The following is a 26,479-nucleotide window of genomic DNA, read 5'->3' as shown; positions in this document are numbered from 1 at the left end:
CTCATGTCACGGCCATGGTCACCCGCCGCGCCGGATTACGCCAGGACGTCGTCCTCGCGGGGGCTCGCGACCGGGGTCGCGTCCTCGTCGACGTCGGGCAGCGACCGGGGCCGCACGACGACGAACAGGACGACGACGGCGAGCACCGCCGCAGCCAGGACGACCGACCCGAGGGCCAGCGCGTCGTTGCCCAGCAGGCCGACGACGGGGCTGACCGCAGCGCCGACGCCGAACTGCACGGCGCCCAGCAGCGCGGCCGCGGTGCCGGCGGCCTCCCCGTGCCGGGAGAGCGCCAGCGCGGGCGCGTTGGGCATGCCCAGGCCGGCGCTGGCGAGCACCAGCCACAGCGGCACGGCAACGCCGAACAGCCCGCCGAGCCCGGTGGCGGCCATGACGACCAGCAGCACCGCGGACCCCAGACCGCCGAGCACCGCGACCGTGAGCAGCACCTGGGGCGAGGTGCGGCGCAGCAGCAGGGGGTTGAGCTGGGAGGTGCCGATCAGGAAGACCGCCCCGGCCCCGAACAGCAGGCCGAACTGCTGCTCGTCGAGCCCGAACTGCTGCTGGTAGACGAACGAGGCGCCCGAGACGTAGCTGAACAACCCGGCGATCACGAGGCCGGCCACCAGCACCAGGCCGACGTAGGCACGGTCGCGGAACAGCCGCCCGTAGTCGACGACGGTGCGGCGCAGCCGCAGCGGGTGCCGGTGCTGGGCGGGCAGCGTCTCGGGCAGGGTCAGCGCCACGGCGACGAGCGAGACGGTGCCGACGACGGCGAGCACGACGAACAGCCCGCGCCAAGAGGTGAACCGCAGCAGCTCGCCGCCCAGCGTGGGCGCCAGCACCGGGGCCACCCCGATGACCAGGAACAACCTGCTCAGCAGGCTGGCCGCCGCCCGCCCCGAGTAGAGGTCCCGGACGACGGCGAGCGCCACGACCGCGCCGGCGGCCGAGCCCACGCCCTGCAGCACGCGCAGCACGCCCAGCACCTCGACGGTCGGCGCGACGAGGATGAGCAGCGACGCCAGGACGTGCAGGGCGGTGCCGGCCAGCAGCGGCCGGCGCCGGCCCAGGGCATCGGACAGCGGGCCCAGCACGAGCTGCCCGAGGGCCAGGCCGGCGAAGGTGCCGGTGAGGGTCAGCTGCACCGCGGCGTCGGTGGTCATGAGGTCGGTGGCGATGCTGGGCAGCGCCGGCAGGTACAGGTCGACGGTCAGCGGGCCCAGCGCGACGAAGGCCCCCAGCACCAGGGTGACCTTGAGCGGGCTGAGCGTCGGCTGGGTGGTCGGCACCTCAGGCCCAAGCAGCCCGCCGCGGCCCTTGTTCCCGGACGGGGTCAGCGGGGGCGGGCCGGGAGGAGCGCGCGCGGGTCCCGGGCGCGCACGGCACCGCGCCAGAGGCCCGCGCCGTAGGCGAGGTCCTCCAGGCGGCGACCCGCGGCGAACCGCGCCAGCCCGACCTCGCGGCGGTGCGGCCACCAGGCCCCCACCGCGTCGGCGACGGCGGCGGCGGCCACGACCCGGCGCACCCGGGGCACCGCCAGGAGCGGGAGGACGACCGGCCAGTGGTGCCGGGTCACCGCGCGGGCCAGCGTGCGGCCCGCCGACCAGGTACCGCGGACGACGAGGGTGGCCGCCAGGCCGGTGGGCGGCGGGTCACCGAGCCGCGGGGCCAGCCGCCGGGTCGCCCCCGCCAGCACCGCCGCCGCGCCCAGCAACCCCGGTCGACCCCCGGCCAGCGCCAGGCCCCACGCGGCGGCCGACCACGGGGACATGACCACCGGCGCCACCGCCGACCCGTGCCGCTGGGCGAGCAGCGCCGCGCCGGTGCCGTAGAAGGAGCGCCGGCGCAGCCAGTCCGTCGTCCGGGCGGGGTGCTCGTGGGCCACCTGCGCAGCCGGGTCGTAGCGCACCCGCCAGCCGGCGGCAGCCAGCCGCCAGACGAGGTCGACGTCCTCGGCGACCTGCATGGACTCGTCGAACCCGGCGCCCAGGGCGGCCCGACGGACCAGCAGTGCGGCGCTGGGGACGTAGGAGACCCCCGTCAGCGGCGCGACCGGCGCCGGCCGGGGGCCCATGTCCAGCGCGCTGACGGCACCCTCGTACGCCGCCACCCACCCGGGCGCGGCGACCGGCAGGGCGACGATGCGCGGCGCGACCACGGCCAGTCGGGTGTCGGCCAGGTGCGCCGCCAGCACGCCCAGCCAGCCGGGGTGCGGGACGCAGTCGGAGTCGACGAACGCGACGACGCCGGTGGTCGCGGCAGCCAGGCCGGCGTTGCGGGCCGCCGCGGGCCCGCGGGCGGTCGCGTGCCGGACGACGTCGGCGCGGTGGGCCCGGCACACGGCAGCCGTGGCGTCCGCGTCGGCCGAGCCGTCGTCGACCACCAGCACGGGGACGGCGGGCAGGTCGGCGCGCACCGCGGCCAGCAAGCGGTCGAGCTCGGCGGCGCGGTCCTTCACCGGGACGACCACCGTGACGTCGGTGGGCTCGACGGGGCGCAGGTCGGGGTGGGCGAGGCCGGTGTCCAGCAGCCGGGCGGCCAGCGTCGCCGTCGTCGCGTCGCGCACGGTCAGCTCGTCGCCGGTCAGCAGCTCCCGGGCGCGGGGGGCCAGGCGCAGCAGGCGCAGCGGCGACCCGCCGAGCAGCGCGGCCCCGCCGTCGCGGCGCCGGGTGCGCGGGTCGAGCACCACCCGGAACCCGTCGGGCAACCGGCCGACGGGTGGCGCAGGCACGGAGGGCACGCCACGACGCTACGGGGGTGCCGGTGCGCGTCGATCATGCAGTTCGGCACCGCGGGCGCGCCGACGACCTGCGTGGCGTCGTCGCGGTTCTGCATGATCGAGATCAAGTCGGGTCATGCGAGTCGACCGTCGGGACCGACGTCCCACGCCACGACCGCCGACACCGCCCGGTCGACCATCCCGGTCAGGGACTGCTCTCCCTCCGCCGCCGACGCCCCGGCCGGGTCGCCGAGCACGCCGTTCGGGCTGACCGCGGCCACCCCGCCGGACCGCAACCGGGGCAACAGCTGGCCCACCGGGGCGGTCTCCCCCGCCTCGGCCCGGCTGAGGTCCACCGCGGTCGGTTCCACGTGCAACATCAGCGACGTCTCGGTGCGGCCCGCGTGCGCGTCGCCGCCCGGGACGCCGCAGGGGAACCAGGCGACGTCCCGGCCCTCGTGCCGCAGCACCGGGACGGCGGCGCGCAGCGCATCGAGGTTGCCGCCGTGGCCGTTGACCACCAGCAGCCGGCCCGCCCACCGGCCGGCCGAGCGGCCGAGCTCGACCAGCAGCGCGGTGAGCGCTCCGGTGCCGATCGACACGGTGCCGGGGAAACCCTCGTGCTCGCCGCTTGCGCCGTAGGGCACCGCCGGCGCCAGCAGCAGGTCGGGGCGCCGTTCGACCAACCCGGCCGCCACGGCGGCGGCGACCGCGATGTCCGTGCCCAGCGGCAGGTGCGGCCCGTGCTGCTCGACCGACCCCAACGGGACGACGACGGTGGGCCGCTCCCGCAGCTCCGGCGACCGCGCACCGGCCAGGCTCACCATGGCTCCGCCCATCCCCCGAGCACGCGCTCCGCGGCGGCGACCGCGGCCGCGGCGTCCCCCGGCGCCAGCGCATCACCCACGCGGTGCACCTCGACGCCGGGCGGGGCGGCGGGCCCGGCGACGGGCACCGGACGGGTGGCGACCACGACCCAGTCCACCACCCGCTGCTCGGTGCGGTCGGTGAGGTGGTGCAGCAGGGCGACCTCCCGCCGTCCGTCGGGGCGGGCCCGCACCGCCAGGGGCACCCGCTCGACGGTCTGCGCGATCCCGGCCGCGGCCGCCCGCCGGTGCCACAGCTCGCGGTCCAGCGTCGGTCCCAGCCGCTGGGCGGCGACCAGCGCTCCGGTCACCACCTCGACGCCGCACCCGCGGGCGGCCAGCAGCTCCGCGGCGGAGGTGGCGTGCGGGCCACCCAGCTCGTCGACCAGCAGCACGGCCCCGGACGGGGCGGCGGAGCCGGTGAGCACGTCGAGGACGTCGACCACCCGGGCGTCGTCCCCGGCCCAGGTCGGCGTCCGGGGTGCGGCACCGGTGGCGAGCACGACGACGTCGGGGGTCAGGGTGGCGAGCGCCTCGGTGGTGGCCGGCACCCCCAGCCGCACCCCGACGCCCAGGCGGTCCAGCTCGGCCGCGTCGGCGGCGACGAACCCCGCGAGCTCGGTGCGGCCGGGCGCCGTCGCCGCCCACCGCAGCTGGCCGCCCAGCTCGTCGGTCGCCTCCAGGAGCGTCACCCGATGGCCGGCGCGCGCCGCCAGCACCGCCGACCGCAGACCCGCCGGGCCGCCGCCGACCACCACGACCCGGCGCGACCGGGCCGACGACCGGACCGGGGGAAGCGTCTGCGGGCACCGGATGGGCAGGCCGGCCCCGACCCGCGCAGCGCAGTCGTTGCAGCCGGTGCAGGCCCGCACGGGTTCGCCGCGCAGGGCCTTCGCCGCGAACTCGGGGTCGGCGAGCTGCCCGCGCACGACCCCGACCAGGTCGCAGTGGTCCAGCGCGGCCTCGGCCTCGGCAGGCGTGGTGACCCGGCCGACGCCGATCACCGGCAGCCCGGCGGCGCGCAGCCGGGCGGCCAGCGGGAGGGCGTAGCCGTGCGGGGTGGCCATCGAGGGCTCGACCAGCCACAACGACTCGGTGGCCACCCCCACCGTGGTGGACAGCCAGTCGACGGCGCCGGTGGCTGCCAACCGGTGGGCGGTCGCCACGGCGTCCTCGACGTCCGAACCGCCCGGCTCGTCGGCCGGCAGCCGCACCCCCAGCAGCAGGTCGGGGCCCAGCGCCGCCCGGACGGCAGCCACGACCTCGAGCAGCAGGCGGTCGCGGTCGGCGCCGTGGGCGTCGGTGCGCCGGTTGGCCGCCGGTGAGCGGAACGCCCGGAGGAGCGAGGACTGCGACGCCTGGATCTCCACGCCGTCCAGCCCGGCCTCCTGGGCATGCCCGGCGACCAGCGCGAACCCGGCGACGACGGCGTCGAGGTCGGCGGTGGTGGCCTCGCGGGGCACCTCGCCGAACAGCGGGTCGGCCACCGGCGAGGGCGCGAGCAGCGGGGTGCGGGTGTGCAGTGAGCTGCCCTGGCCGCCGTTGTGGTTGAGCTGGACGGCGACCAGCCCGCCGTGGGCGTGCACCGCGGCGGCCAGCTCGCGGAACCGGTCGACCACGGCCGGGTCGGTGCCGTCGACCACGCGCTCGTAGGGCTGGTCAGCCGGGTCGACCGACGCCTCCTCGGTGATCACCAGTGCGGCGCCACCGGCCGCCCGGGCGGCGTAGTAGGCGGTGTGCGCGTCCGAGGGCAGCCGGTGGTGGGCCTGGTTGGTCAGGTGGGCGCAGAACACCACCCGGTTGCGCAGCGTGCGCCCGCGCAGCGCGAGGGGTTCGGCCAGCCGCACCGTGCCGCTCAGCGGGGCAGGTGGGCGCGCAGCCAGGCGACGACGTCGGCGGTGACCTCGTCGCGGTTGGTCTCGTTGACCAGCTCGTGCCGGGCCTCGGGGTACAGGCTCACCGTCACGTCGGCGACGCCGGCGGCCCGGTACCGCTCCCCCAGCGCCGTGACGTTCGCCCCGCCGGGGCCGCCGACCGGGTCGCGGTCGCCCGAGACCAGCAGCAGGGGCAGGTCGGCGCGGACGGTCGACGGGTCGGCGGTGCGCTCGGCGGTGGCCAGCACGCCGCCGATGATCGCGTCCTCGGTCGGGAACCCGCACAGGGGGTCGGCGACGTAGGCGTCGACCTCGGCGGCGTCGCGGCTGAGCCACTCGAAGCCGGTGCGCGGCTCGAACCCGGCGTTGAACGCGGCCAGCCCGGGCTGGTCGGCCGGGAGCCCGGCCAGGACCCCGCCCAGGCCGTCGAGGGTGGTCGACCCGCTGAGGACGACGCCGGCGTAGCGGACGGGTTCGTCCAGCAGCACGTTCTGCATGCCCATCGAGCCGAGCGAGTGGGCGAAGGCGAAGAGCGGCAGCCCCGCGTGCTGCTCGGCGAGCAGTCGCGCGTGCGCGCCGATGTCGGCCACGAAGCCGCCGGTGCCGGCTGCGCCGAAGCTGCCCAGCGGGACCTCGTCGTCCACCGAGGCACCGTGGCCGCGGTTGTCGGCCGCGGAGACCACGAAGCCGGCGGCGTTGAGCGCACGGGCGAAGCGGTCGTAGCGCGGCCCGTGCTCGGCCAGCCCGTGCACGACCTGCACGACGCCGACCGGCTCGGCGGGGACGTCGTCCCACAGGTACGTGGCGATCAGGAGGCCGTCGGCCGGGGACGGGAAGGTCGTGGGCATGCGGGCATCCTGCACCCCGACCGACCTGGGTGTCCGCACAGGCGATGCAGGGCCCGCGTCCAGCCGGGAGGGGCACGGTGGTGCCATGACCACCGTCATCGTGCTGCTGGGGTTCTTCGCGCTGCTCGCCGTCGTCGACCTGCTCCCGTCCGCCGTGCGCTGAGCCCGGGTCGTCCGCACGTCCTGGGTGCGCGGTCGACGCCCACCCCGGACGGCGGGTCAGCCGAAGGAGCGCAGGGCGTCGACGAGCAGCGGTGCGAAGGCGGGCTCGGTCGCCAGGACGATCCGGCAGGGCCGGCGTCCGGCCGCCTCGGCGTCGTCCACGGAGCGGGCCGTCGTCCGGCCCCGTTCCTCGCCGTCCCCGGTGACGACGACGACCGGCTGCTCGAGCTCCCCGGTGACCTGGACGGCATCGGTGAGCAGGGCCGCGGCGAGCGGGTCGTAGAGCACGGCGAGCGGGCGGCCGAAGACGCCGCGGTAGAACTCGCCGTAGACCTCCAGCATCCGGCCGACCGTGCTGACCACCGGCGAGGGGTCGTCCCGCAGGGCGCGCAGGTCGTCGGCCTCGAGCAGCTGGCGGCGGGCGGCGTCCACGGGCAGGGCGGTGACCGCCCACCGAGCGGCGAACACCGCGTCGGCGGCCTCGGGGTCGTTCCAGACGTTGGCCTCGGCGTGCGGGGTGATGTTGCCGGGCTCGAGGAACGCACCGCCCATCACCGTGACGTCGCGGACCAGCTCGGCGATGCCCGGCTCGCGGTCGAGGGCGATGGCGAGGTTGGTGCACGGCCCGATCGCGAGGACCCGCAGGGCGCCGCGGTGCTCGTGCGCGAGGTCGACCAGCAGCTGCGCCGCGTCCCGGCCGTCGAGCCCACGGGCGGTGTCGGGGAGGACGACGTCCCCGATGCCGTTGACGCCGTGCACCGCGGGCGCCCCGCCGGCGTACGGGTGGGCGGTGAAGTCGTGCGCACCGACCGCGACCGGGACGTCGGGTGCCTCGAGGAGGTCGAGCACCCGCAGCGTGTTCTGCGCGGCCCGGGCGGCGTCGAGGTTGCCCGAGACGCTGCCGACGCCCACCAGCTCGAGCTCGGGCCGGGAGAGCAGGAACGCGATCGCCAGGACGTCGTCGATGCCGGTGTCGCAGTCCAGGAAGACCGGCGTGCGGGTGGTCGGGGTCGTGTCCGGGCCCATGCCGGCATCCTGCCGGACCCCGGCCGGACGGCGTCGGCCCGGGGCAGGACCGGACGGCGCGGCCGGATCAGCCGGTGCCGGTCGTCGTCACCGTCCCGGCCGGCATCCTCGACGCCGGGCGCCCTCGGTCCGCCGGATCCGTCAGCGCACCGACCAGGCCGGCGAGGATCCGCCGGGCGTGGTCCTGCTCGTCCTCCGACAGGTGGGCGAGCATGCGCAGCTCGACGGCCCGGACGGCGGCGCTGGCCCGGGCGAGGGCCGCACGGCCGGTCTCGGTGAGGGTGACCGGCAGGACGCGACCGGCCGGCGCCACGTCGGGCCGGGTGACCTGACCGGCCCGTTCCAGGGCCTGGAGCAGCACGTTCATCGACTGCCGGGTGACGAACGCCCCCCGGGCGAGGTCGGAGTTCGAGAGGCCGGGCCGCTGGGCCAGCAGCTCGAGGCAGGAGTAGTGCGTGATCGTCATGCCGAGGGGCCGCAGCGCCTCCTCCATCGCCGCCCGCAACGCACTGGACGCCTGCTTGAGCAGGTACCCGATCGAGGTCGGCAGGTCGATCCCGGCATCCGCTTGCCCCATGTCAGGAGTCTGACATATGGTCTCGATGTCAAACAACTGACAACCAACGGAGCGCACCCCATGCCTGTCACCGGCCCCGACTTCCTCTCCCTGCAGACCCGCGACCTCGAGGGCTCCGCCGCCTTCTACGAGCGCTACCTGGGCCTGACCCGCGCCGCGTTCAGCCCGCCGCACGCCGTGGTGTTCGCCACCCAGCCGATCGCGTTCGCCCTGCGCGACGTCGTGCCCGGCACCGACCTCGACGCCGGCCCGTACCCGGGCGTCGGCGCCGCCCTGTGGCTGCACGCCCCCGACGCGCAGGCTGTCCACGACGCCCTGGTCGCCGACGGGCACACCATCACCGCCGAGCCGGTCGACGGGCCCTTCGGTCGCACCTTCACCTTCGCCGACCCCGACGGCTACCGCATCACCCTCCACGACCGTGCCTGAGACCTCACCCGGACAGCGGTTCTGGGTCGCCACCACATGCAGTAGTCGCCGTTCCCGGGGCGATCGACCTCGATCCCCACCGTCGACCCCGCAAGGTCGGGGTGGACATCGGCGAGTGTGCAGCTGCGGGCGTCCGGGCCCGCGTGTCGGGCGGTGTCGGCGACCGCAAGTGCACAGTCGTGCGCCGCGCCTACCCGCCGAACACGGCCCCCAGGGCGGCGGCGACGTCGGTGTGGTCGCGGACCAGGCGCACCCGCCCCCGGCCGACCAGCGCGAGGTCGCGGCCGAGGTCGACGTCCTGCTCGCCGCTGGTGTCCAGCAGGACGTCGAGCCGGGGCAGTCGAGCCGCAGCGACGCGGGGGTCGGGGCCGGCGTTGTGCACGCAGTCGCTGAGCAGCAGCACCCGGGCGTCGCGCTGGGGCACCCCGGCCAGCATCCGGCCCGCGGTCTCCAGCGCGAACGAGACGTTGGTCAGTCCCTGCGTCGGCACCCGCAGCAGCAGGTCCAGCACGCCGAGGGGCTCCACCGGCGCACCGAGCGGCACCAGCACCGCGGCGTCGGACCAGAACGCCACCACCCCCAGCGCGTCCCGGCCCAGCTCCCCTGCCAGCGCGCCCACGGTGGCGGCCGCCGTCCGCAGGCGTTCGCCCTTCATCGAGCCGCTGACGTCGACCACCAGCACCACCGACCGCCGCCGACGCAGCCGCTCGCGCACCACCAGGTCGTCGTCCTCGGGCCAGGGCTTGCCGGCGAGCAGCTCGAGCGTCCGCTCCAGGTCGAGGGCGTCCGAGCCCCCGGCCCAGCGCACGCTCGACAGCTCCCCCACCCCGCGCCGGGCCCGCCGGTCGCGCGGCGGACGCGGGACGGCGAGCCGGCGGGCGATCTGCCGGGCCCGCTGCCGGGTGAGCGCGTCGACCTCGGTCAGCGTCGCCAGGTCGGCCAGCGGGATGAGGTCGGCCGGCTCGTCGGTCGTCCCCGGCGCGGAACCGCCGCCGGCCCGCGCTGATCGCTGCCGCCGCCGGTCACCCGACGACAGCGCCAGCCCTGCTCCCCCGCGGCCGGGTTCGTAGGTCGAGGGCTGCTCGGTCAGCTGCTTGGGACGGCGCCGCAGCGGCCGCATCCCCCGTGGCGCACCCGGCCGGTCGCGGCGGGTGACCGGCGAGTCGGCCTCGACGGCTCTTCAACCGGGCTCGGCGGCCGCCGGCTGCAGCAGGAAGTGGTCCTCCCAGATCTCGCGCAGCACGCCCTCCGGCGTCCGCTCGGCGATCTCGTCGAGGTGCACCCGACCGCTCAGCGCGACCACCATCGCGTCCCACACGACGCCCGTGTAGTCCTCGGGCAGCCCGCGCAGCTGGTCGGTGTCCGGGACGGCGACCCCGCGCATCGCGGCCAGCTGCGCGGTGACCAGGGCGAGGTCGATGGCCCCGCGCACGCTGCTGCCCTGCCGGACGTCGTCCCGTTCACGGGTCGCGCGGGTCAGCGCGACGGCGTCGGCGACCAGCCGCCGCGACTCGATGCCGGTGCGCCGGCCGACGATGCCGCGCTCGGCCTCGGCGTCCTGGTAGCCGACGGCCAGCCGGCACATGCGGTCGCTCACCGACGTGGGCATGCGGGTGGTGCCGACGGCGTCGTAGGGGTTCATCGACGCGATCACCCGGAAGGTGGTCGCCGCCTGCACCGTGCCCACCGTCGGCACGGTGATCGTGCGCTCGGCCATCGCGGTGAGCAGCGTGTTCAGGGTGTCCTCGGGCGCCCGGTTGAACTCCTCGACGTAGAGGAAGCCGCCGCTGCGCATCGCCTGCACCAGCGGTCCGGCGACGAAGTTCTCCGGCGTGTAGTCCTCGCGGAGCACCCGGGCGGGGTTGTGGTGGCCCACCAGTCGGGTGGGGGTGAGGTCGGCGTTGCCCTCGACCAGCAGCAGGGGGATGCCCCACTCGGCGGTGATCGCGCGCAGCAGGGTGCTCTTCGACGTCCCGGGCGGGCCCTCGACGAGCACGTCGCGCCCGGCGGCGACGGCGGCCAGCAGGAGGTCGAGCTCGCGGTCGCGGCCGACGAGGTGGGTGGCGACGCGCGCGCGGACGGCGCGCACGTCGAGCGGGCTGTGGTCCAAGGGGGTCCGTTCGGGAGGGGGACGGCGCGGGGAACTGGCCCCGCGCCGTCCCGGGGGTCACTTGACCGTGTAGCCGGCGTCGACCGGGAGGGTCACGCCGGTGATGTACCGCGCCTCGTCGGAGACCAGGAACAGGATTGCGTTGGAGATGTCGACCGGCTCCACCCACGGGACGGGCAGCGCGTTGGTGGAGGTGAAGATCGGCTCCGCCTTCTCCCGGCTGGGCGACGGGTCGTCGGGCGCGAAGAGCCCCCACGTCTTCTCGTTCTGGATCATCACCGTGTCGACCCCGGTCGGGTGCACCGAGTTGACCCGGATCGAGTGCGGCGCGAACTCGTTGGCCAGGGTGCGCATCACGCCCACGACGCCGTGCTTGGCCGCCGTGTAGTGGATCGTGTTCGGCGTCCCCTTGAGCCCGGCCGTCGAGCTGGTCAGCACGATCGCGCCGCCGCGGCCGCCCTCGACCAGGTGCGGCAGCGCCACCTTGCAGGTGTTCCAGACGCCGGTCAGGTTGATGTCGATCATCTCCCGCCAGGCCTCGTCGGAGAGCTCCAGCGCGGGCTGGATCTCGAACACCCCGGCGTTGCCCAGCACGATGTCCAGCCGGCCCAGCTGCGCGACCCCGTCGTCCACGGCCGCCTGCATGGCCGCGACGTCGCGGACGTCGGCCTTGGTGGCCACGATCCGCCGGTCCAGCGCCTCGACCTGGCGCACGGTCTCCGCGAGGTCCTCCTCGGTCGCCGGCGGGTACATGCCGATCGAGTCGATCGGCCCGCACACGTCGACGGCGATGATGTCGGCGCCCTCCTGGGCCAGCCGCAGCGCGTGGCTGCGGCCCTGGTTGCGGGCCGCGCCGGTGATGAACGCGACCTTCCCCTCCACCCGGCCGCTCATTTCTGCGTCGCCCCGGCGTCGACGGGCAGCTGGACACCGGTGACGTACCGGGAGTCGTCGCTGACCAGGAACAGGATGGCGTTCGAGATGTCGACCGGCTCGACCCACTCGATCGGCAACGCGTTCATGGTCCTGAACGACTCGGCGGCCTCCTCGCGGGTGACCTCGGACTTCGGCTTGTCCGGCCGGAAGAGCCCGTAGGTCTCCTCGTTGTGGATCATGTCGGTGTTCACCGACGTCGGGTGCACCGAGTTCACCCGGATCATGTCCGGCGCGAACTCGTTGGCCATCGTCTTCATGAGCCCGACGACGCCGTGCTTGGCCGCGACGTAGTGCGCCAGGTTGGCCAGGCCCTTGATGCCGGCCGTGGACGACGTCAGCACGATCGCGCCCCCGCGCCCGCCGGCCCTGATGTGCGGCACCGCGGCGCGGACGGTCTTGAAGACGCCGGTCAGGTTGACCCCGATCATCTCGTCCCAGTCCTCGTCGGTCAGCTCCTCGACCGGCTTGAAGCTGGCGATTCCGGCGTTGGCCAGCACGATGTCCAACCGGCCCAGCTGCGCCACGCCCTCGTCCACGGCGCCCTTCAGCGCCGCCGAGTCGCGGACGTCGGCCACGCTGGCCACGATCCGCCGGTCCAGCGCCTCGACCTGTCGCACGGTCTCGGCGAGGTCCTCCTCGGTCGCCATCGGGTACCCGACGCTGCCCATCTGCGCGCACAGGTCGACCGCGATGATGTCGGCCCCCTCCTGCGCCAGCCGGACCGCGTGGCTGCGGCCCTGACCGCGCGCCGCACCGGTGATGAAGGCGACCTTGCCCTCGAGCTTGCCCATCTGTTCAGTTCCTCTCGGTGGTTCCCCCGCTGTGGCTGTGTCTCGCGCCCCGCAGGGCCGCGGCCAGGAGCCGCCCGGGTCTCGGCTTCCACGCCGCCGGCCCGCGGAGGTACCACGGCTTGGCCACCCGCAGGTGCGCCAGCGCCGGGGTCACGGGGTCACCGCCAGGGCGGCCCGGCGGCCCTCGAGCACGGCCTCCAACACGGTGCGGGGCGCCACGACGTCGCCGGCGAACCGCGCGCGGCCCTCGTCGGGGAGGTCGCGCCCGGGGAGCCGGTGCCCGGCGTCCACGACGGCGACGCACGGGATGCGCAGCTCGTCGCCCGGCCCGCCGAGGTCCCCCGGCCCGCCGACTCCCCCCTGCCCGCCCGCGCCGAGCCCGCCCGCGCCGGGGGCGGGCACGTCGGCAGCCCAGCGGCGGCGGAGGACGGCCTCGCCGTCGGACCAGCCCACCAGCTCCACCGCGGTCTCCCGGCGCACCCCGGCCCGGGCCAGCCGCCGGTTGGCGCCCACGAGGTCACCGACCGGGCCCAGCCGCGAGCCCACCACGTCGTCGGGGGTGGCCAGGGTGACCTCGCGGTCGGCGGCCAGCAGCTCCGCCACCCCGATGCCGACCGGACCGCCGACCGGGTCGTGCACCAGCACCGGCCCCGCGGGCAGGACCGCGCCGGTCAGGACGTCGGCCGCGGACACCGCGCCGGGCACCACCGGAGCGGCGTCGAGACCTCCGGTGGCCACGACGTCGGCGTCGTCCGTCGTCCCCTCGGTGAACCGGACGCCGAGGCGGGTGCACTCGCCGACCAGCCAGTCGGCGAAGGCGTGGAATCGTTCCCGCGACGGCGCCGCCGCGACCACGGGCAGCAGTCCGCCGATCGCGGGGGCCACCACCTCGACGGCGTGCCCGCGCAGCGCCAGCACCCGGGCGGCCTCCAACCCCGCCGGGCCGGCGCCCGCCACCAGGACCGGACGGCGCGAGCCGGGCACCGGGGTGTCGACGTCGGGCTCGACGGTCTCGTGACCGCTGCGCGGGTCGACGACGCAGCTCACGGGCGGGTTGCGGGTGTCGAGCACCCGGCAGGCCTGGTTGCACAGCAGGCACGGCCGCGGGGTGCGGCCGGCCCGCAGCGCGGTGACGAACCCGGCGTCGGCGATGAGGGCCCGCGTCATCTCGACGCCGGCGTACCCGAGGTCGAGCAGCTCCTCGGCGCGAGCGGCGTCCACCACCGAGCCCTGGGCCACCACGGGGGTGTCCCCGGCCGCCCGCACGAGTTCCACGTGGAACTGCGGCGTCCGGTGGGCGGTGGGGCGGTGCGCCTCGCCGTCCAGCGCACTGCCGCGCACGAGCGTGAGCAGGTCGACCAGCGGGGCCAGCTCGGCGACCAGCGGCACGCACCCCGACGGCGTCAGCCCCGCCCACGGCGCGCCCTCGTCGACCGACAGCCGCAGCGCGAGCACCCGGTCGGGGCCCTGCGCGGCCCGGACGGCGGCCAGCACCTCGCGCAGCAGCCGCCCCCGGTCGGTGCCGTACCCGTCGGTGCGGGTGTTGGTCAGCGGCGACAGGAACTGCCGCAGCAGCGACCGGGGGCCGGCGTCCACCTCGACGCCGTCCAGCCCGGCCGACACCGCGGTCGCCGCCGCGCCGGCGAACCCGGCCACCAGCGCGGCGAGCTCGGCGTCCCCCATCGGCACCGGCACCAGGCCGGAGACGACGTCGGGCATCGGCGACGGCCCCCACGGCGGGGCCTGGGTCCACGACGCCGAGCCCTGGCCGCCGGTGTGGCTCAGCCCGGCCAGCACCACCGTGCCGTGCGGCCGGCAGGCGTCACCGACCGCAGCCCAGCCCGCGGCGCAGTGGGCCGCCAGCGGGGCGCGCTCGTACGGGTGGTCCGAGGGGTGCACCGAGGCGCCCTCGACGACCACGACGCCGGCCCCGCCCGCGGCCCGTCGCGCCCAGTACGCGACGTGCCGCGGGCCGAGCGTCCGGCCCGGCCCGAGGTTGGTCTCGTGCGGGCCGAACAGCACCCGGGACGGCGCAGTCCTCCCCGCGACCGTCCACGGGCCGGTGAGCCGCACCGTCTAGCGCAGGTCGAGCCCGGCCAGCGGCGACTCGTCGCAGATCTTGGCCGGCGGGATGCTCGGCATGCCCAGCAGCGTGGGCTGCCCGCGCACCGGCCCCTTGTGGGAGTGGTCGATGTGCGACTTCGGGGTGACGAGGTCCTCGGCGCGGGCGGCCAGGGCGTTCTCGCCGTACCCCTGCACGCACTCGGGGTCGGGCCCGTCGAGCGGCAGGCCGGTGAAGAACTTCGCCGCCATGCAGCCACCCCGGCAGGAGTCGAAGTGCTGGCACTTGGTGCAGGCGCCACCGGTCTGCGGGTTGCGCAGGTCGGCGAACAGCTCGCTCTGCTGCCACACCTGCTGGAACCCGCCGGGCGAGCGCACGTTGCCGGCCAGGAAGTTCTCGTGGATGGCGAACGGGCAGGCGTAGACGTCGCCGACCGGGTCGATCAGGCAGACCACGCGCCCGGCGCCGCACAGGTTCAGCCCCGGCAGGGCCTCGCCGAACGCCGACAGGTGGAAGAACGAGTCACCGGTGAGCACGCCGTCGCCGTTGGCCAGCAGCCAGTGGTAGAGCTCCCTCTGCTGGGCCATGGTGGGGTGCAGCTCGTCCCAGACGTCGGCGCCGCGGCCGCTGGGCCGCAGCCGGGTGATGCGCAGCTGGGCGCCGAAGGAGTCGGTGAGGGCCTTGAACTCGTCGAGCTGGCCGGCGTTCTCGCGGGTGACGACGACGGAGACCTTGAAGTCCTTCATCCCGGCCTCGGCCAGGTTCTCCAGCGCGGTGATCGCGGTGGCGAACGAGCCGGTGCCGCGCACCCGGTCGTTCACCGCGGCGGTCGCGCCGTCGAGGGAGATCTGCACGTCGACGTAGTCGGTGCGGGCCAGCTGGGCGGCGCGGGCCTTGTTCAGCTTGACGCCGTTGGTGGAGAACTTGACCCCGACGTCGTGGCCGATGGCGTAGTCGAGCAGGTGCCAGAAGTCCGGCCGCACGGTGGGCTCGCCGCCGCCGACGTTGACGTAGAAGACCTGCATGCGCTGCAGCTCGTCGATCACGCCCTCGGCCTCCGCCGTGGTGAGCTCGCGGGGGTCGCGGCGCCCCGAGGACGACAGGCAGTGCGCGCAGGCCAGGTTGCAGGCGTAGGTGAGCTCCCAGGTCAGGCAGATGGGGGCGTCCAGGCCGTACTCGAACTGGTCGATCAACCGGCCACCGGTGGGCCGCTGGGCCGGGGTGCGCGGGGGCAGGACGGCTGTCATCAGGAAGGGCCTTCTTCCGGTCGCTCGTCGGCCTCGGTGCAGGGGCCCGCCGCGAGCTCGCTCGTGGTGGGGGGCACCGAGGTCCTTGCTTCGATCATCTGGGAACGCGACAGGGTCGCGAGCGCGGTCACGTACGCCGGGTGCTGGGCCTCGGGCACGTCGCAGGCACGCAGGGTGCTGGCGACGTCGGGGTGCCCCTCGAGCGCCGTCACGACCGCGACCAGCGCCTGGGACTTCAGGAACGACAGCTTGCGGTTGCCGAAGTGGTAGACCAGCGCACCGAACGGCTCCGGGCGCAGCGCCACCGAGCCCGACTTCCGCCAGGGCAGGGAGGGGTCGAAGGGGAGTTCGTCCGCGGGGATCGTGACCGGGCCCGCGTCGGGCCCGGTCACGAGGGTGTCGGCCAACGGCTCAGTACACGCCGCACATGCCGTCGATGGAGACCTCCTCCACCAGGCTGTCCTCGGTCAGGACCTCCTCGGCGGCGGGGGCGGGGGTCTCGGTCTCGGTCTGCTCGGGCACGGGTGCCTCCAGGTGAGCTGGGTCACGGACAGCGCCGACGCTAGTGGCACCGAGTGCCACCCCACAAGGGGAAGGGTGTCGCCGGTCACGGCCCCGGCCCCGCGGAGCATGATCGGGGCGTGACCGGAGCCGTCGTCGACCCGCGCGGGATCACCCGCGCCCGCATCGAGGCCGCCGCGCTCGAGCTGTTCACCCGCCGCGACTTCGAGACGGTCACCGCCGACGAGGTCGCCGACGCCGCCGGGATCAGCCGGCGCACCTTCTTCCGGCACTTCGCCACCAAGGCCGACGCCGTGTGGGGCGACTTCCACGGCCACGTGCAGCGGCTCCAGGAGCTGCTGGCCGCCACGTCGGACGACCAGCCCGTCCTCGCCTCGATCTGCGCGGCCTACGTCGAGGTCAACGACTACCCCGGTGCCGACCTGCCGCTGCTGCGCGAGCGCATGCGGCTGATCCTCACCGAGCCGGCGCTGCAGGCCCACTCGCAGGTGCGCTACGCCGACGTCGACCGGGTGGTGGCCGAGCACGTCGCCCGCCGCACCGGCGACCGGCCCGGCGCGCTCGTGCCCCGGCTGGTCGCGCTGAGCACCCGCGCCGCGGCCACGACCGCCTTCGAGACCTGGCTCGCCGGCGACGGCTCGCTGGCCGACGACCTGCACGCCGCCTTCGACCAGCTCGCCGCCGGCTTCCCGACCCTCCGGTAGGACCGCGGCCGCAGACGCCCGGTCAGGGGGCCGGGGTCGCCAGGGTGGCCGGGTCGGTGTTCGCGCCGCAGAGGACGGTCACCACACGTTCCCCGTCGGCCGGGCGGTACCCGCCCGTCACCAGCGCCGCGTGCGCGGCGGCCGCCGCGTGCTCCACCGCCACCCGGTGCCCGGACCACAGCTGCCGGCGCGCGGCCACGATCGCGTCGTCCTCGACCAGCACCGGGACGACGTCGGCCTGCGCCGCGGCCGCCAGTGCCAGCGGGGTCACGCGCCGGGCATCCAGTGCGTCGGCGGCCACCGACCGCACCGGGACGTCGACCGGTCGCCCCGCGGCCAGCGCGGCGGCGAAGGCCTGGGAGCCCACCGGTTCCACGGCCACGACGCGCACGCCGGCCGACGCCGCCACGGTGGCGACCCCGGCCAGGAGACCTCCACCGCCGACCGCGACCACGACGGTGTCCACCGCGCCCCGGGCCGCCTCGAGCACCTCGGCGAACAGGGTCCCGGCGCCGGCGGCGACCAGCGGGTGGTCGTAGGCGTGCGAGGCGAGGGCCCCGCTGGCCGCCACGTGGTCGGTCGCCGCGTCGGCGGCGTGCGCGTACTCGGTGCCCACCTGGACGACGCGGGCGCCGAGGTCGCGGAGCAGGTCGACCTTCACCGCGGGCGCCGTCCCGGGGACGAAGACGGTGGCGGGGACCCCGTGCCGAGCGGCGGCCCAGGCGCAGGCCAGACCCGCGTTGCCGCCGGAGGCGATGACCACCCCCGCCTCGGGCATGGTGCCGGCGTCGACGTGCTGGGCGACCAGGTTCGCCGCTCCCCGGGCCTTGAACGTCCCGGTGTGCTGGAGGAACTCGGCGGCGAACCAGTGGTGGGGCCGGTCGGCGGGGAGGAGGGTCACCGGTCGCACCACCCCGGCTGTCCGGGCGGCGGCCGCGGCGACGTCGTCGGTGGTGAGGGGCACCGGTCCAGCATGCCGGGCGGGTGGCCGGACATCCTGCACGGTGGCCGGCTGGCGGTCTGTGCGCGGACCGCGGGGAATGTCCGGCCACCCCGCGCGGGCTCAGGCGAGGAAGCCGCGCAGGCCGTCCACCAGGCGATCCACGTCGGTCTGGTCGCTGTAGGGGGCCAGGCCGATGCGCAGGCCGCCGGTGTCGCCCAGACCCAGCCAGCGCGAGCACTCCAGCGCGTAGAACGACCCCGCCGGCGCGTTCACCCCGCGCGCGGCCAGGTAGCGGTAGGCGTCGGCGGCGTCCCGACCCTCGAAGGTGACCAGCAGCGTCGGCGTCCGCTCGGCCGCCCGGGACCGGAGCGTCACCCCGGGCAGCGCGGCCAGCGCCGTCTCCAGCTGGACCCGCAGCGCGTCCTCGTGCGCCTCGACCAGGTGCATCGCCGCCAGCAGCCGCTCGCGGCGGGTGCCGTCGGGGCCGGCGATCCCGGCGAGGACGTCGACCGCGGCGGTGGTGCCGGCCAGCAGCTCGTAGGGCAGCGTGCCCAGCTCGAACCGCTCGGGCACCGCGTCGGTCGAGGGCAGCAGCTTGTCCGGGTGCAGCGTGGCCAGGAAGGCCGGGTCGGCGACGAGCGCGCCGCAGTGCGGGCCGAGGAACTTGTACGGCGAGCAGACGAACGTGTCGCAGCCCAGGTCGGCGAGGTCCACCGGGGCGTGCGCGGTCAGGTGCACGCCGTCCACGTGGAACAGCGCCCCGGCCGCGTGCACGACCCCGGCGATGCGGGACAGCGGCGGACGCGTGCCGATGAGGTTGGAGGCCCCGGTGACGGCCACCAGCCGGGTGCGGTCGGAGACCACGGCCGCGACGTCGTCGGCGGTCAGCTCACCGGTGGCCGGGTCGAACTCCACCCACCGCACGGTCGCCCCGGCCCGCTCGGCCGCCTGCACCCACGGGCGGATGTTCGCGTCGTGGTCGAGGCGGGTGACCACCACCTCGTCACCGGGACCCCAGCCGGCCGACAGGGTGCGGGCCAGGTCGTAGGTGAGCTGGGTGGCGCTGCGGCCGAACACGACCCCGCCGGACTGCCCGCCCACCAGGTCGGCCACCGCCCGGCGGGCCCCGACCACGACGTCGTCGGCGTTGCGCTCGGCCTGGGTGGTCATGCCGCGGTTGGCCGTCGGCTGCACCAGCGCGGCGTGCACGGCGTCGGCCACCGGCGTGGGCACCTGGGTGCCGCCGGGGCCGTCGAAGTGCGCGGCCCCGCCCTGCAGCGCGGGGAACAGCGAGCGGAGGGCGGCGACGTCGAGGCTCATGCCCGCGATCCTGCCCGTGGACCGACCGCCGCCACCACACGGTCGGGGCGCACCAGCACCCAGCGGTCGCGCAGCGCCGGGCCCAGGTCGGGCAGCGCGCCCCGGTGCAGCACCCGCGGCCGCGCCCCACCGGGCAGCGCCGGCAGCGCGGGCACCTCGGTGGTGCACACCAGCAGCGCCCACCCCGGCCCGAGCAGGTCGTGCAACCGCCGGCGGCGCACCGGCACGTCGGGCAGCAGCCGGCCCACCCCGTGCGCCGGCCCCACGCGCGGACGGCGCACCCACGGCCCGCGTCGCAGCGGCGGGGTGCCGGCCGCCAGCAGCGTGCGCGGCAGCAGCCGGGCCACCAGCCGGCGCACCCGGGCGGCCCGCGGGCCACCGGCGGTCATCAACCAGCCGGTGAACGCGGCCAGCCGCACGAGCGACCGGGCGTGCGCGGCGCGCTCGCGGCCGTGGGTGTCCAGCAGGGCGTCGTGGGCACCGGCCAGCACCGCGTCGACCTTCCAGGCCAGCTGGTGCACGTCGCGCAACCCCAGGCCCAGGCCCTGCCCGATGAACGGCGGGGTGAGGTGGGCGGCGTCCCCGCACAGCAGCACCCGGCCGGTGCGCCAGCGCCGGGCCACGCGGGCGCCGTAGGTGTACTCGACCGACCGCACCACCGCGCAGTCCTGGGCGCCGAAGCGGGCCAGCTCGGCGGGCAGGTCGAGGTCGCGGTCGGTGACCCGGAACTCGGCCCGGTAGCGCAGCCCGGTCACCGGCATGAACGTCGCCGCCCGGGCCGGGTCGCAGACCTGGTGCACGCCGGGCCAGACGTCCAGCGGGGCCGGCGCCAGCAGGTCGACGACGTGCCAGCGGTCGGGCCGGGCGAGGGTCCGGTACCGCGGCCCGACGGCGCGGGCGACGGTGCTGCTCGCGCCGTCGCACCCGAGCACCACGTCGGCGTCCAGCAGCCGTCCGGACCGGTCCGTCACCACCTGCGCACCGCCCCGCAGCGGCCGGACGGCGACCACCTCCACCCCCGTCGTCAGCCGCCCACCCACCTGCGCCAGCGCCGCGCGCAGCAGCTCCTCGAGGTCGGGCTGGTGGAACATCGCCGCCGCCCCCGGCTCCCGCGGGAACTCGGCGAGCACCCGGTGCTCGGCGTCGAGCAGCCGCAACCCGGCCCCGGGCGAGCTGATCCGGGCGAGGTCCACCCCGGCGTCGGCCAGCACGCGCTGCGCCTCAGCGTCCAGGTGCACCGCCCGGGGCAGCGTCGAGGGCCCGGTGCGCCGCTCGAGCACCTCCACCTGGTGACCCCGCCGGGCCAGCAGCACCGCGGCGGTGAGGCCCACCGGCCCCGCGCCGACCACGATCACCTGACCGACGACGCCACCTCCGCGCCGTGCCGGTAGACCAGCAGGGCGACGTCGTCGTCCTGGGCGTCGCCGATGAGCTGGTCGACGAGCACCGCGGCGAGCACGTCGGGCGAGAGGGCCCGCCCGTCCTCGACGGCGGTGACCGCACGGCCGATGCCCTCGTCGAGGGCCTCGTCGCGGCGCTCGACGAGGCCGTCGGTGTAGAGCAGCAGGGTGTCCCCGGGCTGCAGGGCGACCACGGCCTCGGGGCGCACCCGGTCGGGGAGCACCGCCAGCGGCAGCGAGCGGGCGCCGTCGAGCAGGCGGGTGCCCCCGCCGAGCTGCGTGAGGACGGCGGGCAGGTGGCCGGCGCTGCTGTAGGTCAGGGTGCCGGCGGCCCGGTCGACCACGGCGCAGAACACGGTGCTGCAGGCCGCGCCCGGCACCAGGGCGGCGAAGCGGTCGAGGGCCCCGAGCACCTGGGCGGGTCCGTTGGCCTCCAGCAGCAGGGCCCGCCCGGCGCTGCGCAGCTGGCCCATCACCGCGGCGGCCGGCAGCCCCCGGCCCACCACGTCGCCGACGACGACGCCGACGACGTCCGGGGCCAGCTCGACGACGTCGTACCAGTCGCCCCCCACCTCGAGCGCGCTGGTGGCGGGCTCGTAGCGGACCGCGAACCCCTCGGGCAGCTCGACCGGGCCGAGGATCGACCGCTGCAGGGTCACCGACACCTCGGTGGCGGCGAGCGCGACCTCGCGGGCGGCCTCGGCGCGCTCGGCGGCCCGCCGCCGTTCGGCCTCGTAGGCCTGGGCGTCGGTGACCACGGCGGCCACCTGGCCCGCGGCCAGCTCGAGGAAGGCCAGGTAGTCCTCGTCCAGCCGGAGGTTCGGCGCCACCCCGGCCACCAGGACGCCGACCGGCTCCGTCTGCCCGGCGACCACCAGCGGCAGGGCGACGGCGGTGTCGACCTCGGCGCCGGCCAGGTCGGCCCCCGGCGGCCCGGTGACGATGCCCGGCAGGCGCTCGGCCAGGCCGGTGGTGACCCGCCGGGTGGCGCTGGTCAGCGCCTCCCACGCCCAGTCGGCCACCGACCCGGACGGCAGCCGCTCGACCAGCGGGACCGGCGCACCCCCGGCCCAGGTGGTGGCCGCCAGGTGCGCCGACCCGCCGTCGGGGTCGAGCAGGTAGACCAGCCCGAACGGGACGTCGTCGGCGGCGCGGGCCAGTGCGGCCATGGCGGCCCGGGCGGCGAGGTCGCTGTCGCCGTGCCGGCTGGAGGCGATGGCGGAGAACTCCTGCAGCGCGGTGAGCCGCCGGGCGCCCAGCACCCGACCCGTGGTGTCGGTGGTCGTGTTCAGCACGCCCACCACCCGGCCGTCGGGCTCCACGATCGGCGAGTAGGAGAAGGTGAACCAGGTGGCCTCGTCGAAGCCGTGCCGGTTCATCAGCAGCGGCAGGTCGACGTCGTAGGTGGCGGTGCCGGCCAGCACGCCGTCGAGCCGGTCGCGGATGACCGGCCACAGCTCGGCCCACACCTCGGCGCACGGCCGGCCCATGGCCGACGGGTGCTTCTCGCCGAGGATCGGGGCGTAGCCGGCGTTGTAGACCATGACCAGCTCGGGGCCCCACATGACGAGCATGGGGAAGGGGTTGTTCAGGCAGATGCCGACGGCGGCCCGCAGCGACTCCGACCAGCCGCTCACCGGCCCGAGCGGGGTCGCCGCCCAGTCGGTGGCGAGCACCTGCTCGCGGATCGAGTCGTCGATGCCGTGGGTGAACAGCGTCGCGGTCTGGTCCGGCACCTGCTCCCCCGTCCCGCTCCCCGGCTCGGTGAGCCGCCGCTGCGATCATGCCCCACGGGGCGCCACTGCGCGTCCACGCAGTGTGCCGGCGCCGCCGCACGGCTCACACGGCCAGGGCGGGCTCCTCGAGCAGGGCCGACGCCTCGGCCAGCGGCACCGGGCGCGACCACAGGTAGCCCTGGCCGTAGGTGGCCCCGGCCGCCGTCAGCCACGCGGCCTGCGCGGGCTCCTCGACCCCCTCGGCCACCGTCTCCAGGCCCAGCGAGCGGGCCAGCGAGATGATGGCCCTGGCGACCGACGCGCCCTGCTCGTCGTCGACGACCCGGTCGACGAAGGACTTGTCCACCTTGAGGACGTCGACGGGCAGGTCGCGCAGGTAGGACAGGGAGCTGTACCCGGTCCCGAAGTCGTCGACGGCGATGCGGATGCCCGTCGAGCGCAGCCGGGCCAGCAGCGGGGCGACGACGTCGGCCCCGGCCAGGACGGCGGTCTCGGTGATCTCCAGGACCAGCAGGTGGGGGGCCAGCCCGCTGTCGGCCAGCGCGGCCTGCACCAGCTCGACGAACCCCGGGGCGGCCAGCTGGGCGACGGCGACGTTCACCGACATCACCGCCGGTGCGCGACCGGGCCGGTGCAGCGCCACGGCGGCCCGGCAGGCCTCGCGGAGCACCCAGGTGCCCAACGGGACCACCAGCCCCGACTCCTCCGCCAGCGGCACGAAGTGCACGGGGGCCAGCAACCCGCGGGTGGGGTGCTGCCAGCGCACCAACGCCTCGAACCCGTGGACGGGGGCGGGCCCACCGTCCTCGCCCAGCACGACGCTGGGCTGGAAGTGCAGCACCAGCTCGCCGGCCCCCACCGCCCGCTCGAGGTCGGCGCGCAGCTGGAGACGCTCGAGCGCGGCGGAGTGCAGGGTGGGGTCGTAGACCGCCGTGCCGCCGCGCCCGCCGTCCTTGGCGTGGTGCACCGCGACGCCGGCGTGCTGCAGCAGCTCCTCACCGGTGGCACCCGCGGCGCCCGCGGCGGCCAGCCCGATGCCGGCGCCCACGTCGACCGTGCGGCCGGCCAGCACCACCGGCGCGGCCAGCCGGGCGTGGATCCGCTCGGCCACCTCACGGGCGCCGTCGGGGCCGGTGTCCTCCAGCAGCAGCGCGAACTCGTCGCCGCCGAGCCGGGCGACGGTGTCGCCCTCGCGGGCGACCTCGGCGAGGCGCGCAGCCACCTCCACGAGGAGGGCGTCGCCGACCGCGTGCCCGAACCGCTCGTTGACGTCGGCGAAGCCGTCCAGGTCGCACAGCACCACGGTCAGCTCGCGCTGGCCGCGGCGGCGCAGCCCGTGCTCCAGCCGGTCCCCGAACAGCCGACGGTTGGACAGCCCGGTGAGCGGGTCGTGCAGCGCCTGGTGTGTCAGCTGCTCCTCCAGCGCGACCCGCCCCGTGACGTCGCGCAGGGTGAGCACCAGGCCGGTCACGGCGGGGTCGTCGAGCAGGTTGGTGAGCACGCCCTCGACGTGCACGGCCCGGCCCCCGGCCCGCGCCAGCCGGAAGGCGACCTCGGCGTCGGCCTCGGGGCGGGCGTCGAGCAGGGCGACCAGCGCCTCTGCATCGGCGCGCCGCAGGTGCTCGTGCACCCCGGACCCGACGAGGGCGGTCACCGGGACGCCGAACATGCCCGCCGCGGAGTCGGTGGCGTAGGTGATCCGCCCGTCGGTGCCCAGCACCACGACGACGTCGGCACTGCGCCGCACCAGGGCGGCCAGCCGGCTCTCGCCCGCGGCGATGGCCGCCTGCTCGGTGACCTCGGCCTGCAGCCGGCGGTGCCGGGCGACCAAGCGGCGGAACCAGACCATCCAGCCCGCCGACGCCAGCACGAGCATGCCCCCGTAGGCCAGCCCGGCCTGCACGTCGAGCGCGGCGTCCTCGTCGGCGAGCTCGGTGGCCAGCGCCGCGACGCGGGACCGGGCGGAGTCGCCGTCCGCCGTGCGCAGGTCCTGCACCTGGGCCGGGTCGGCCCCGGCAGCGGCCAGCCGGTCGGCGGCCGCGGCCAGGTCGACGTCGGCGCCGGCACCCAGGGCACCCGCGACCTCGGCGACGACCACCTGCTGGTCGGCCACCGGGGAGGACCGCAGGTGGACGCCGAACAGCAGGACGAACTCCAGGCCGATGACCACGAGGGTGCCCAGCACCGTCAGCGGACCGCGCAGGGTCGGTCCCCCACGGGTCCCCCGCCGGCCCGTCGTGCCGTGCTCCATGCCGCCTCCCTGCGTGCCCGAGTGGCACCTCGTACGGGGTGTCGGCACCATTCCGTCAGGGACGCAGCGGGACGGCCGCGAGGTGCCCCGACCGGGTGACCTCGGCACGGGCATGGTTGAGCGGCACCGACCAGGGGTAGCTGCGCGTCACCCGTGGCCGCCCAGGATCGGCGGCCACCCCACGTCAGGAGCGAACACCATGGGCATCATCGGCTTCCTCGTGTTCGGGCTGGTCGTCGGCGCCGTCGCGCGGCTGATCAAGCCCGGCAAGCAGAACCTCTCGATCCTGGCCACCCTCGGCCTCGGCGTCGTCGGTTCGCTGATCGGTGGCGTCGTGGCCACGCTGCTGGGCACCGGCTCCTTCACCGAGCTGAACATCCTCGGCGCGATCGTGGCCATCGTGGCCGCCGTCCTGCTGATCGGTGTCGCCGAGGGCGTCAGCGGCCGGAGCCGCGTCACCCGCTGACCCACCCCAGACCCGACGACCCCGGATGCGTGCTGGCATCCGGGGTCGTCGCGCGTCCGGGGTCGGTGACACCTGTGCGCCGACCGTGACGTCTGCCCAGGTGAGAACGATGGTTGCGCGGGGCAACATGATTGGCATGACGAACCGGACGCATCGACTGGCCCTGCCCGTGCTGCTCGCCGGCGGTCTCGCCCTCGGTGCCTGCTCCTCCAGCGGCGGCACCAACGACGCCTCCGCCTCGACCACGGCGCCCACCACCGCGACGTCGTCGGCGGCGACCAGCCCGACGACCGCCCCCGCCGCCACGGCGTCGTCGGCCCCCGGCGGCGGAGCGACCGCGGCGCCGGAGTCGGCCGACCCCGAGCCCACCACCGCCGGTGGCCCCGACCGCTGCCGCACCAGCGAGCTCACCGGGTCGCTGACCATGGGCGACGCCGCGGCCGGCAACCGCTACGCGACCCTCACGCTGACCAACACCGGCGGTGAGGTCTGCACCGTCCACGGCTACGGCGGTCTCGGCCTGGTCGGTGCCGGCGGCACGTCGGTGCCCAGCGAGCAGGTGCGGGTGCCCGCCGACGACGGGTCGACCGGGAAGCGCAGCACGCTGCAGCCCGGGCAGTCGGTCTCGGCCACCCTGCACTGGGGTGCGGTCGCCACCGGGCCAGAGCCCACCAGCGGCGACTGCGAGCCCACCCCCACCGCGCTGACGGTCATCCCGCCGAACGAGACCGACAGCCTCTCGGTCGCCTGGAGATACGGACCGGTCTGCGGCTTCGGGCACATCGAGCAGACCCCGTACGGGTGATCACGATCCACCGGCGCGGGGACCCGCCCGGTTCGGTACCCCCCTGTGCCGGATCCGGGCGTGAACCCCCAGCTGGCCCGGGTAGCGAGGTCGAGCGGTACTTCCCGCGACCTCGACACCCCTTGGAGCCCGTCATGGCCCGCAACACGCTGTCCCGCTCGCTGCACGACGTCGGCCTCGCCGCCTGGTTCGGCGGCACGCTCGCCAACGCCGTCGCGCTCAACCCCGCCGCGGCCCGAGCCGGTGATGACCAGGCCACCGGCGACGTGGCCAACACCGGGTGGGACCGGTGGACGCCGGTCAACGCCGTCGCGATCGGTGCCCACCTGATCGGCAGCCTGGGCCAGCTGCGTGCCAACTCCGACCGGGTCGCCGGTCAGCAGGGCGTCGGGACGATGTCCACGGCCAAGACGCTGCTGACCGTCGCCGCCCTCGGCGTCACGGGGTACAGCCGTGTCCTGGGCCAGCGGGTGTCCGCGGCCGGTGCACCCGGCCGCTCCGGGACCAAGCCCAGCAAGAAGACGCGGTCCGACGCCGCCGCCGCCCAGGAGCAGCTGGACAAGCTGCAGTGGGTGATCCCCGCCCTGACCGGCGCGCTGGTCGCGGTGAGCAGCTACGCCGGGGAGCAGCAGCGCCCGTCGGAGGTGCTGCCCGGCCTGGCCGCCACCTCCCGCTCCTGACC

Annotated in this window: 26 protein-coding genes; 6 read left to right on the top strand and 20 right to left on the bottom strand. The window is 76.2% G+C overall.

The features are described from left to right. Positions 1-35 precede the first annotated feature (35 nt). From BLP29_RS06025 to BLP29_RS06005, 5 genes are all read right to left on the bottom strand, one after another. Positions 36-1,292, bottom strand: a complete 1,257-nt coding sequence (locus BLP29_RS06025; RefSeq protein WP_243469737.1) for a multidrug effflux MFS transporter — start codon at positions 1,290-1,292, stop codon at positions 36-38. 44 nt (positions 1,293-1,336) lie between these two features. Further along, the gene (gene mftF / locus BLP29_RS06020; RefSeq protein ID WP_092801290.1) at positions 1,337-2,743 is read right to left on the bottom strand and encodes a mycofactocin biosynthesis glycosyltransferase MftF; all 1,407 of its coding nucleotides are present in this window, start codon (positions 2,741-2,743) and stop codon (positions 1,337-1,339) included. Between the two features lie 113 nt (positions 2,744-2,856). Then, positions 2,857-3,549, bottom strand: coding sequence for a mycofactocin biosynthesis peptidyl-dipeptidase MftE (gene mftE, locus BLP29_RS06015; protein ID WP_092801287.1), 693 nt, complete (start codon positions 3,547-3,549; stop codon positions 2,857-2,859). Then, positions 3,543-5,435, bottom strand: coding sequence for an oxidoreductase (locus tag BLP29_RS06010; RefSeq protein ID WP_207798337.1), 1,893 nt, complete (start codon positions 5,433-5,435; stop codon positions 3,543-3,545). Before BLP29_RS06010 ends, mftE begins: the two co-directional genes overlap by 7 nt. 8 nt (positions 5,436-5,443) lie before the next feature. Further along, complete coding sequence (locus BLP29_RS06005; RefSeq protein ID WP_092802940.1) at positions 5,444-6,310, bottom strand: alpha/beta fold hydrolase; 867 nt, start codon at positions 6,308-6,310, stop codon at positions 5,444-5,446. Here BLP29_RS06005 and BLP29_RS20935 point away from each other — a divergent pair. Further along, positions 6,309-6,473, top strand: a complete 165-nt coding sequence (locus tag BLP29_RS20935; protein ID WP_165839308.1) for a hypothetical protein — start codon at positions 6,309-6,311, stop codon at positions 6,471-6,473. The genes BLP29_RS06005 and BLP29_RS20935 overlap by 2 nt on opposite strands. A gap of 56 nt (positions 6,474-6,529) precedes the next feature. On the opposite strand, the gene BLP29_RS06000 is transcribed toward BLP29_RS20935, so the two are convergent. Beyond that, the gene (locus BLP29_RS06000) at positions 6,530-7,498 is read right to left on the bottom strand and encodes a nucleoside hydrolase (RefSeq protein ID WP_092801284.1); all 969 of its coding nucleotides are present in this window, start codon (positions 7,496-7,498) and stop codon (positions 6,530-6,532) included. 67 nt (positions 7,499-7,565) lie between these two features. Further along, the gene (locus BLP29_RS05995) at positions 7,566-8,075 is read right to left on the bottom strand and encodes a MarR family winged helix-turn-helix transcriptional regulator (RefSeq protein ID WP_092801281.1); all 510 of its coding nucleotides are present in this window, start codon (positions 8,073-8,075) and stop codon (positions 7,566-7,568) included. 60 nt (positions 8,076-8,135) lie between these two features. On the opposite strand from BLP29_RS05995, the gene BLP29_RS05990 reads away from it, so the two are divergent. Further along, the gene (locus tag BLP29_RS05990; protein WP_092801278.1) at positions 8,136-8,504 is read left to right on the top strand and encodes a VOC family protein; all 369 of its coding nucleotides are present in this window, start codon (positions 8,136-8,138) and stop codon (positions 8,502-8,504) included. 190 nt (positions 8,505-8,694) lie between these two features. On the opposite strand, the gene BLP29_RS05985 is transcribed toward BLP29_RS05990, so the two are convergent. The 8 genes from BLP29_RS05985 to mftA all read right to left on the bottom strand — a co-directional run bounded on the left by BLP29_RS05985 (position 8,695) and on the right by mftA (position 16,172). Beyond that, positions 8,695-9,624, bottom strand: a complete 930-nt coding sequence (locus tag BLP29_RS05985) for a vWA domain-containing protein (RefSeq protein ID WP_165839307.1) — start codon at positions 9,622-9,624, stop codon at positions 8,695-8,697. A gap of 60 nt (positions 9,625-9,684) precedes the next feature. Beyond that, complete coding sequence (locus tag BLP29_RS05980) at positions 9,685-10,614, bottom strand: AAA family ATPase (protein ID WP_243469736.1); 930 nt, start codon at positions 10,612-10,614, stop codon at positions 9,685-9,687. A 57-nt stretch (positions 10,615-10,671) separates the two neighbouring features. Further along, complete coding sequence (locus BLP29_RS05975; RefSeq protein WP_092801275.1) at positions 10,672-11,508, bottom strand: mycofactocin-coupled SDR family oxidoreductase; 837 nt, start codon at positions 11,506-11,508, stop codon at positions 10,672-10,674. Next, positions 11,505-12,341, bottom strand: coding sequence for a mycofactocin-coupled SDR family oxidoreductase (locus BLP29_RS05970; RefSeq protein ID WP_092801272.1), 837 nt, complete (start codon positions 12,339-12,341; stop codon positions 11,505-11,507). Before BLP29_RS05970 ends, BLP29_RS05975 begins: the two co-directional genes overlap by 4 nt. Positions 12,342-12,491: 150 nt before the next feature. Further along, positions 12,492-14,414, bottom strand: coding sequence for a mycofactocin system FadH/OYE family oxidoreductase 1 (locus BLP29_RS05965; RefSeq protein ID WP_092801269.1), 1,923 nt, complete (start codon positions 14,412-14,414; stop codon positions 12,492-12,494). Between the two features lie 3 nt (positions 14,415-14,417). Continuing rightward, complete coding sequence (gene mftC, locus BLP29_RS05960; protein ID WP_092801266.1) at positions 14,418-15,650, bottom strand: mycofactocin radical SAM maturase; 1,233 nt, start codon at positions 15,648-15,650, stop codon at positions 14,418-14,420. Then, the gene (gene mftB, locus BLP29_RS05955; protein WP_243469735.1) at positions 15,650-16,057 is read right to left on the bottom strand and encodes a mycofactocin biosynthesis chaperone MftB; all 408 of its coding nucleotides are present in this window, start codon (positions 16,055-16,057) and stop codon (positions 15,650-15,652) included. The genes mftC and mftB overlap by 1 nt, the downstream gene beginning before the upstream one ends. A 4-nt stretch (positions 16,058-16,061) precedes the next feature. Beyond that, the gene (gene mftA, locus BLP29_RS05950) at positions 16,062-16,172 is read right to left on the bottom strand and encodes a mycofactocin precursor MftA (RefSeq protein WP_133379054.1); all 111 of its coding nucleotides are present in this window, start codon (positions 16,170-16,172) and stop codon (positions 16,062-16,064) included. A 119-nt stretch (positions 16,173-16,291) separates the two neighbouring features. On the opposite strand from mftA, the gene mftR reads away from it, so the two are divergent. Then, the gene (mftR, locus tag BLP29_RS05945; RefSeq protein ID WP_092801263.1) at positions 16,292-16,876 is read left to right on the top strand and encodes a mycofactocin system transcriptional regulator; all 585 of its coding nucleotides are present in this window, start codon (positions 16,292-16,294) and stop codon (positions 16,874-16,876) included. Between the two features lie 22 nt (positions 16,877-16,898). Here the strand turns inward: mftR and BLP29_RS05940 are convergent, their stop codons facing one another. The 5 genes from BLP29_RS05940 to BLP29_RS05920 form a co-directional block, all read right to left on the bottom strand. After that, on the bottom strand, positions 16,899-17,840 hold the full coding sequence (locus BLP29_RS05940) for a serine/threonine dehydratase (RefSeq protein WP_092801260.1): 942 nt from the start codon (positions 17,838-17,840) through the stop codon (positions 16,899-16,901). A 99-nt stretch (positions 17,841-17,939) separates the two neighbouring features. Next, positions 17,940-19,139 carry a cysteine desulfurase-like protein gene (locus BLP29_RS05935; RefSeq protein ID WP_092801257.1) on the bottom strand — a complete coding sequence of 400 codons (1,200 nt, stop codon included), beginning with the start codon at positions 19,137-19,139 and terminating at the stop codon, positions 17,940-17,942. After that, positions 19,136-20,494: an FAD-dependent monooxygenase gene (locus tag BLP29_RS05930; RefSeq protein WP_092801254.1), complete on the bottom strand. Its 1,359-nt coding sequence runs from the start codon at positions 20,492-20,494 to the stop codon at positions 19,136-19,138. The genes BLP29_RS05935 and BLP29_RS05930 overlap by 4 nt, the downstream gene beginning before the upstream one ends. After that, positions 20,491-22,275: a SpoIIE family protein phosphatase gene (locus BLP29_RS05925; RefSeq protein ID WP_092801251.1), complete on the bottom strand. Its 1,785-nt coding sequence runs from the start codon at positions 22,273-22,275 to the stop codon at positions 20,491-20,493. Before BLP29_RS05925 ends, BLP29_RS05930 begins: the two co-directional genes overlap by 4 nt. A gap of 103 nt (positions 22,276-22,378) precedes the next feature. Further along, positions 22,379-24,526 carry a putative bifunctional diguanylate cyclase/phosphodiesterase gene (locus BLP29_RS05920; protein WP_092801248.1) on the bottom strand — a complete coding sequence of 716 codons (2,148 nt, stop codon included), beginning with the start codon at positions 24,524-24,526 and terminating at the stop codon, positions 22,379-22,381. A 199-nt stretch (positions 24,527-24,725) separates the two neighbouring features. Here BLP29_RS05920 and BLP29_RS05915 point away from each other — a divergent pair, with 199 nt between their 5' ends. The 3 genes from BLP29_RS05915 to BLP29_RS05905 all read left to right on the top strand — a co-directional run bounded on the left by BLP29_RS05915 (position 24,726) and on the right by BLP29_RS05905 (position 26,477). Further along, on the top strand, positions 24,726-24,992 hold the full coding sequence (locus BLP29_RS05915) for a GlsB/YeaQ/YmgE family stress response membrane protein (protein ID WP_207798336.1): 267 nt from the start codon (positions 24,726-24,728) through the stop codon (positions 24,990-24,992). A 136-nt stretch (positions 24,993-25,128) separates the two neighbouring features. Further along, a complete protein-coding gene (locus BLP29_RS05910) occupies positions 25,129-25,797 on the top strand; it encodes a DUF4232 domain-containing protein (RefSeq protein WP_092801245.1) in 669 nt (222 codons plus the stop codon). A 134-nt stretch (positions 25,798-25,931) separates the two neighbouring features. Then, positions 25,932-26,477, top strand: a complete 546-nt coding sequence (locus tag BLP29_RS05905; RefSeq protein ID WP_092802923.1) for a hypothetical protein — start codon at positions 25,932-25,934, stop codon at positions 26,475-26,477. The last annotated feature ends 2 nt before the right edge of the window (positions 26,478-26,479 follow it).

It is taken from the genome of Klenkia marina (genome assembly GCF_900101025.1).
In the GTDB taxonomy this organism is placed as follows: Bacteria; Actinomycetota; Actinomycetes; order Mycobacteriales; family Geodermatophilaceae; genus Klenkia; species Klenkia marina.
Note: the sequence above shows the minus strand (reverse complement) of the source record. Positions and strands in the feature narration are given on the sequence as shown.

What these genes read in the sequence shown, in the direction of transcription:
- mftE (WP_092801287.1), bottom strand. Translation starts at nt 3,549, where the DNA reads ATGGTGAGCCTGGCCGGTGCGCGGTCGCCGGAGCTGCGGGAGCGGCCC.
- BLP29_RS20935 (WP_165839308.1), top strand. Translation starts at nt 6,309, where the DNA reads ATGCGGGCATCCTGCACCCCGACCGACCTGGGTGTCCGCACAGGCGAT.
- BLP29_RS06005 (WP_092802940.1), bottom strand. Translation starts at nt 6,310, where the DNA reads ATGCCCACGACCTTCCCGTCCCCGGCCGACGGCCTCCTGATCGCCACG.
- BLP29_RS06000 (WP_092801284.1), bottom strand. Translation starts at nt 7,498, where the DNA reads ATGGGCCCGGACACGACCCCGACCACCCGCACGCCGGTCTTCCTGGAC.
- BLP29_RS05995 (WP_092801281.1), bottom strand. Translation starts at nt 8,075, where the DNA reads ATGGGGCAAGCGGATGCCGGGATCGACCTGCCGACCTCGATCGGGTAC.
- BLP29_RS05990 (WP_092801278.1), top strand. Translation starts at nt 8,136, where the DNA reads ATGCCTGTCACCGGCCCCGACTTCCTCTCCCTGCAGACCCGCGACCTC.
- BLP29_RS05985 (WP_165839307.1), bottom strand. Translation starts at nt 9,624, where the DNA reads ATGCGGCCGCTGCGGCGCCGTCCCAAGCAGCTGACCGAGCAGCCCTCG.
- BLP29_RS05975 (WP_092801275.1), bottom strand. Translation starts at nt 11,508, where the DNA reads ATGAGCGGCCGGGTGGAGGGGAAGGTCGCGTTCATCACCGGCGCGGCC.
- BLP29_RS05970 (WP_092801272.1), bottom strand. Translation starts at nt 12,341, where the DNA reads ATGGGCAAGCTCGAGGGCAAGGTCGCCTTCATCACCGGTGCGGCGCGC.
- mftC (WP_092801266.1), bottom strand. Translation starts at nt 15,650, where the DNA reads ATGACAGCCGTCCTGCCCCCGCGCACCCCGGCCCAGCGGCCCACCGGT.
- BLP29_RS05935 (WP_092801257.1), bottom strand. Translation starts at nt 19,139, where the DNA reads ATGAGCCTCGACGTCGCCGCCCTCCGCTCGCTGTTCCCCGCGCTGCAG.
- BLP29_RS05920 (WP_092801248.1), bottom strand. Translation starts at nt 24,526, where the DNA reads ATGGAGCACGGCACGACGGGCCGGCGGGGGACCCGTGGGGGACCGACC.
- BLP29_RS05915 (WP_207798336.1), top strand. Translation starts at nt 24,726, where the DNA reads ATGGGCATCATCGGCTTCCTCGTGTTCGGGCTGGTCGTCGGCGCCGTC.
- BLP29_RS05910 (WP_092801245.1), top strand. Translation starts at nt 25,129, where the DNA reads ATGACGAACCGGACGCATCGACTGGCCCTGCCCGTGCTGCTCGCCGGC.
- BLP29_RS05905 (WP_092802923.1), top strand. Translation starts at nt 25,932, where the DNA reads ATGGCCCGCAACACGCTGTCCCGCTCGCTGCACGACGTCGGCCTCGCC.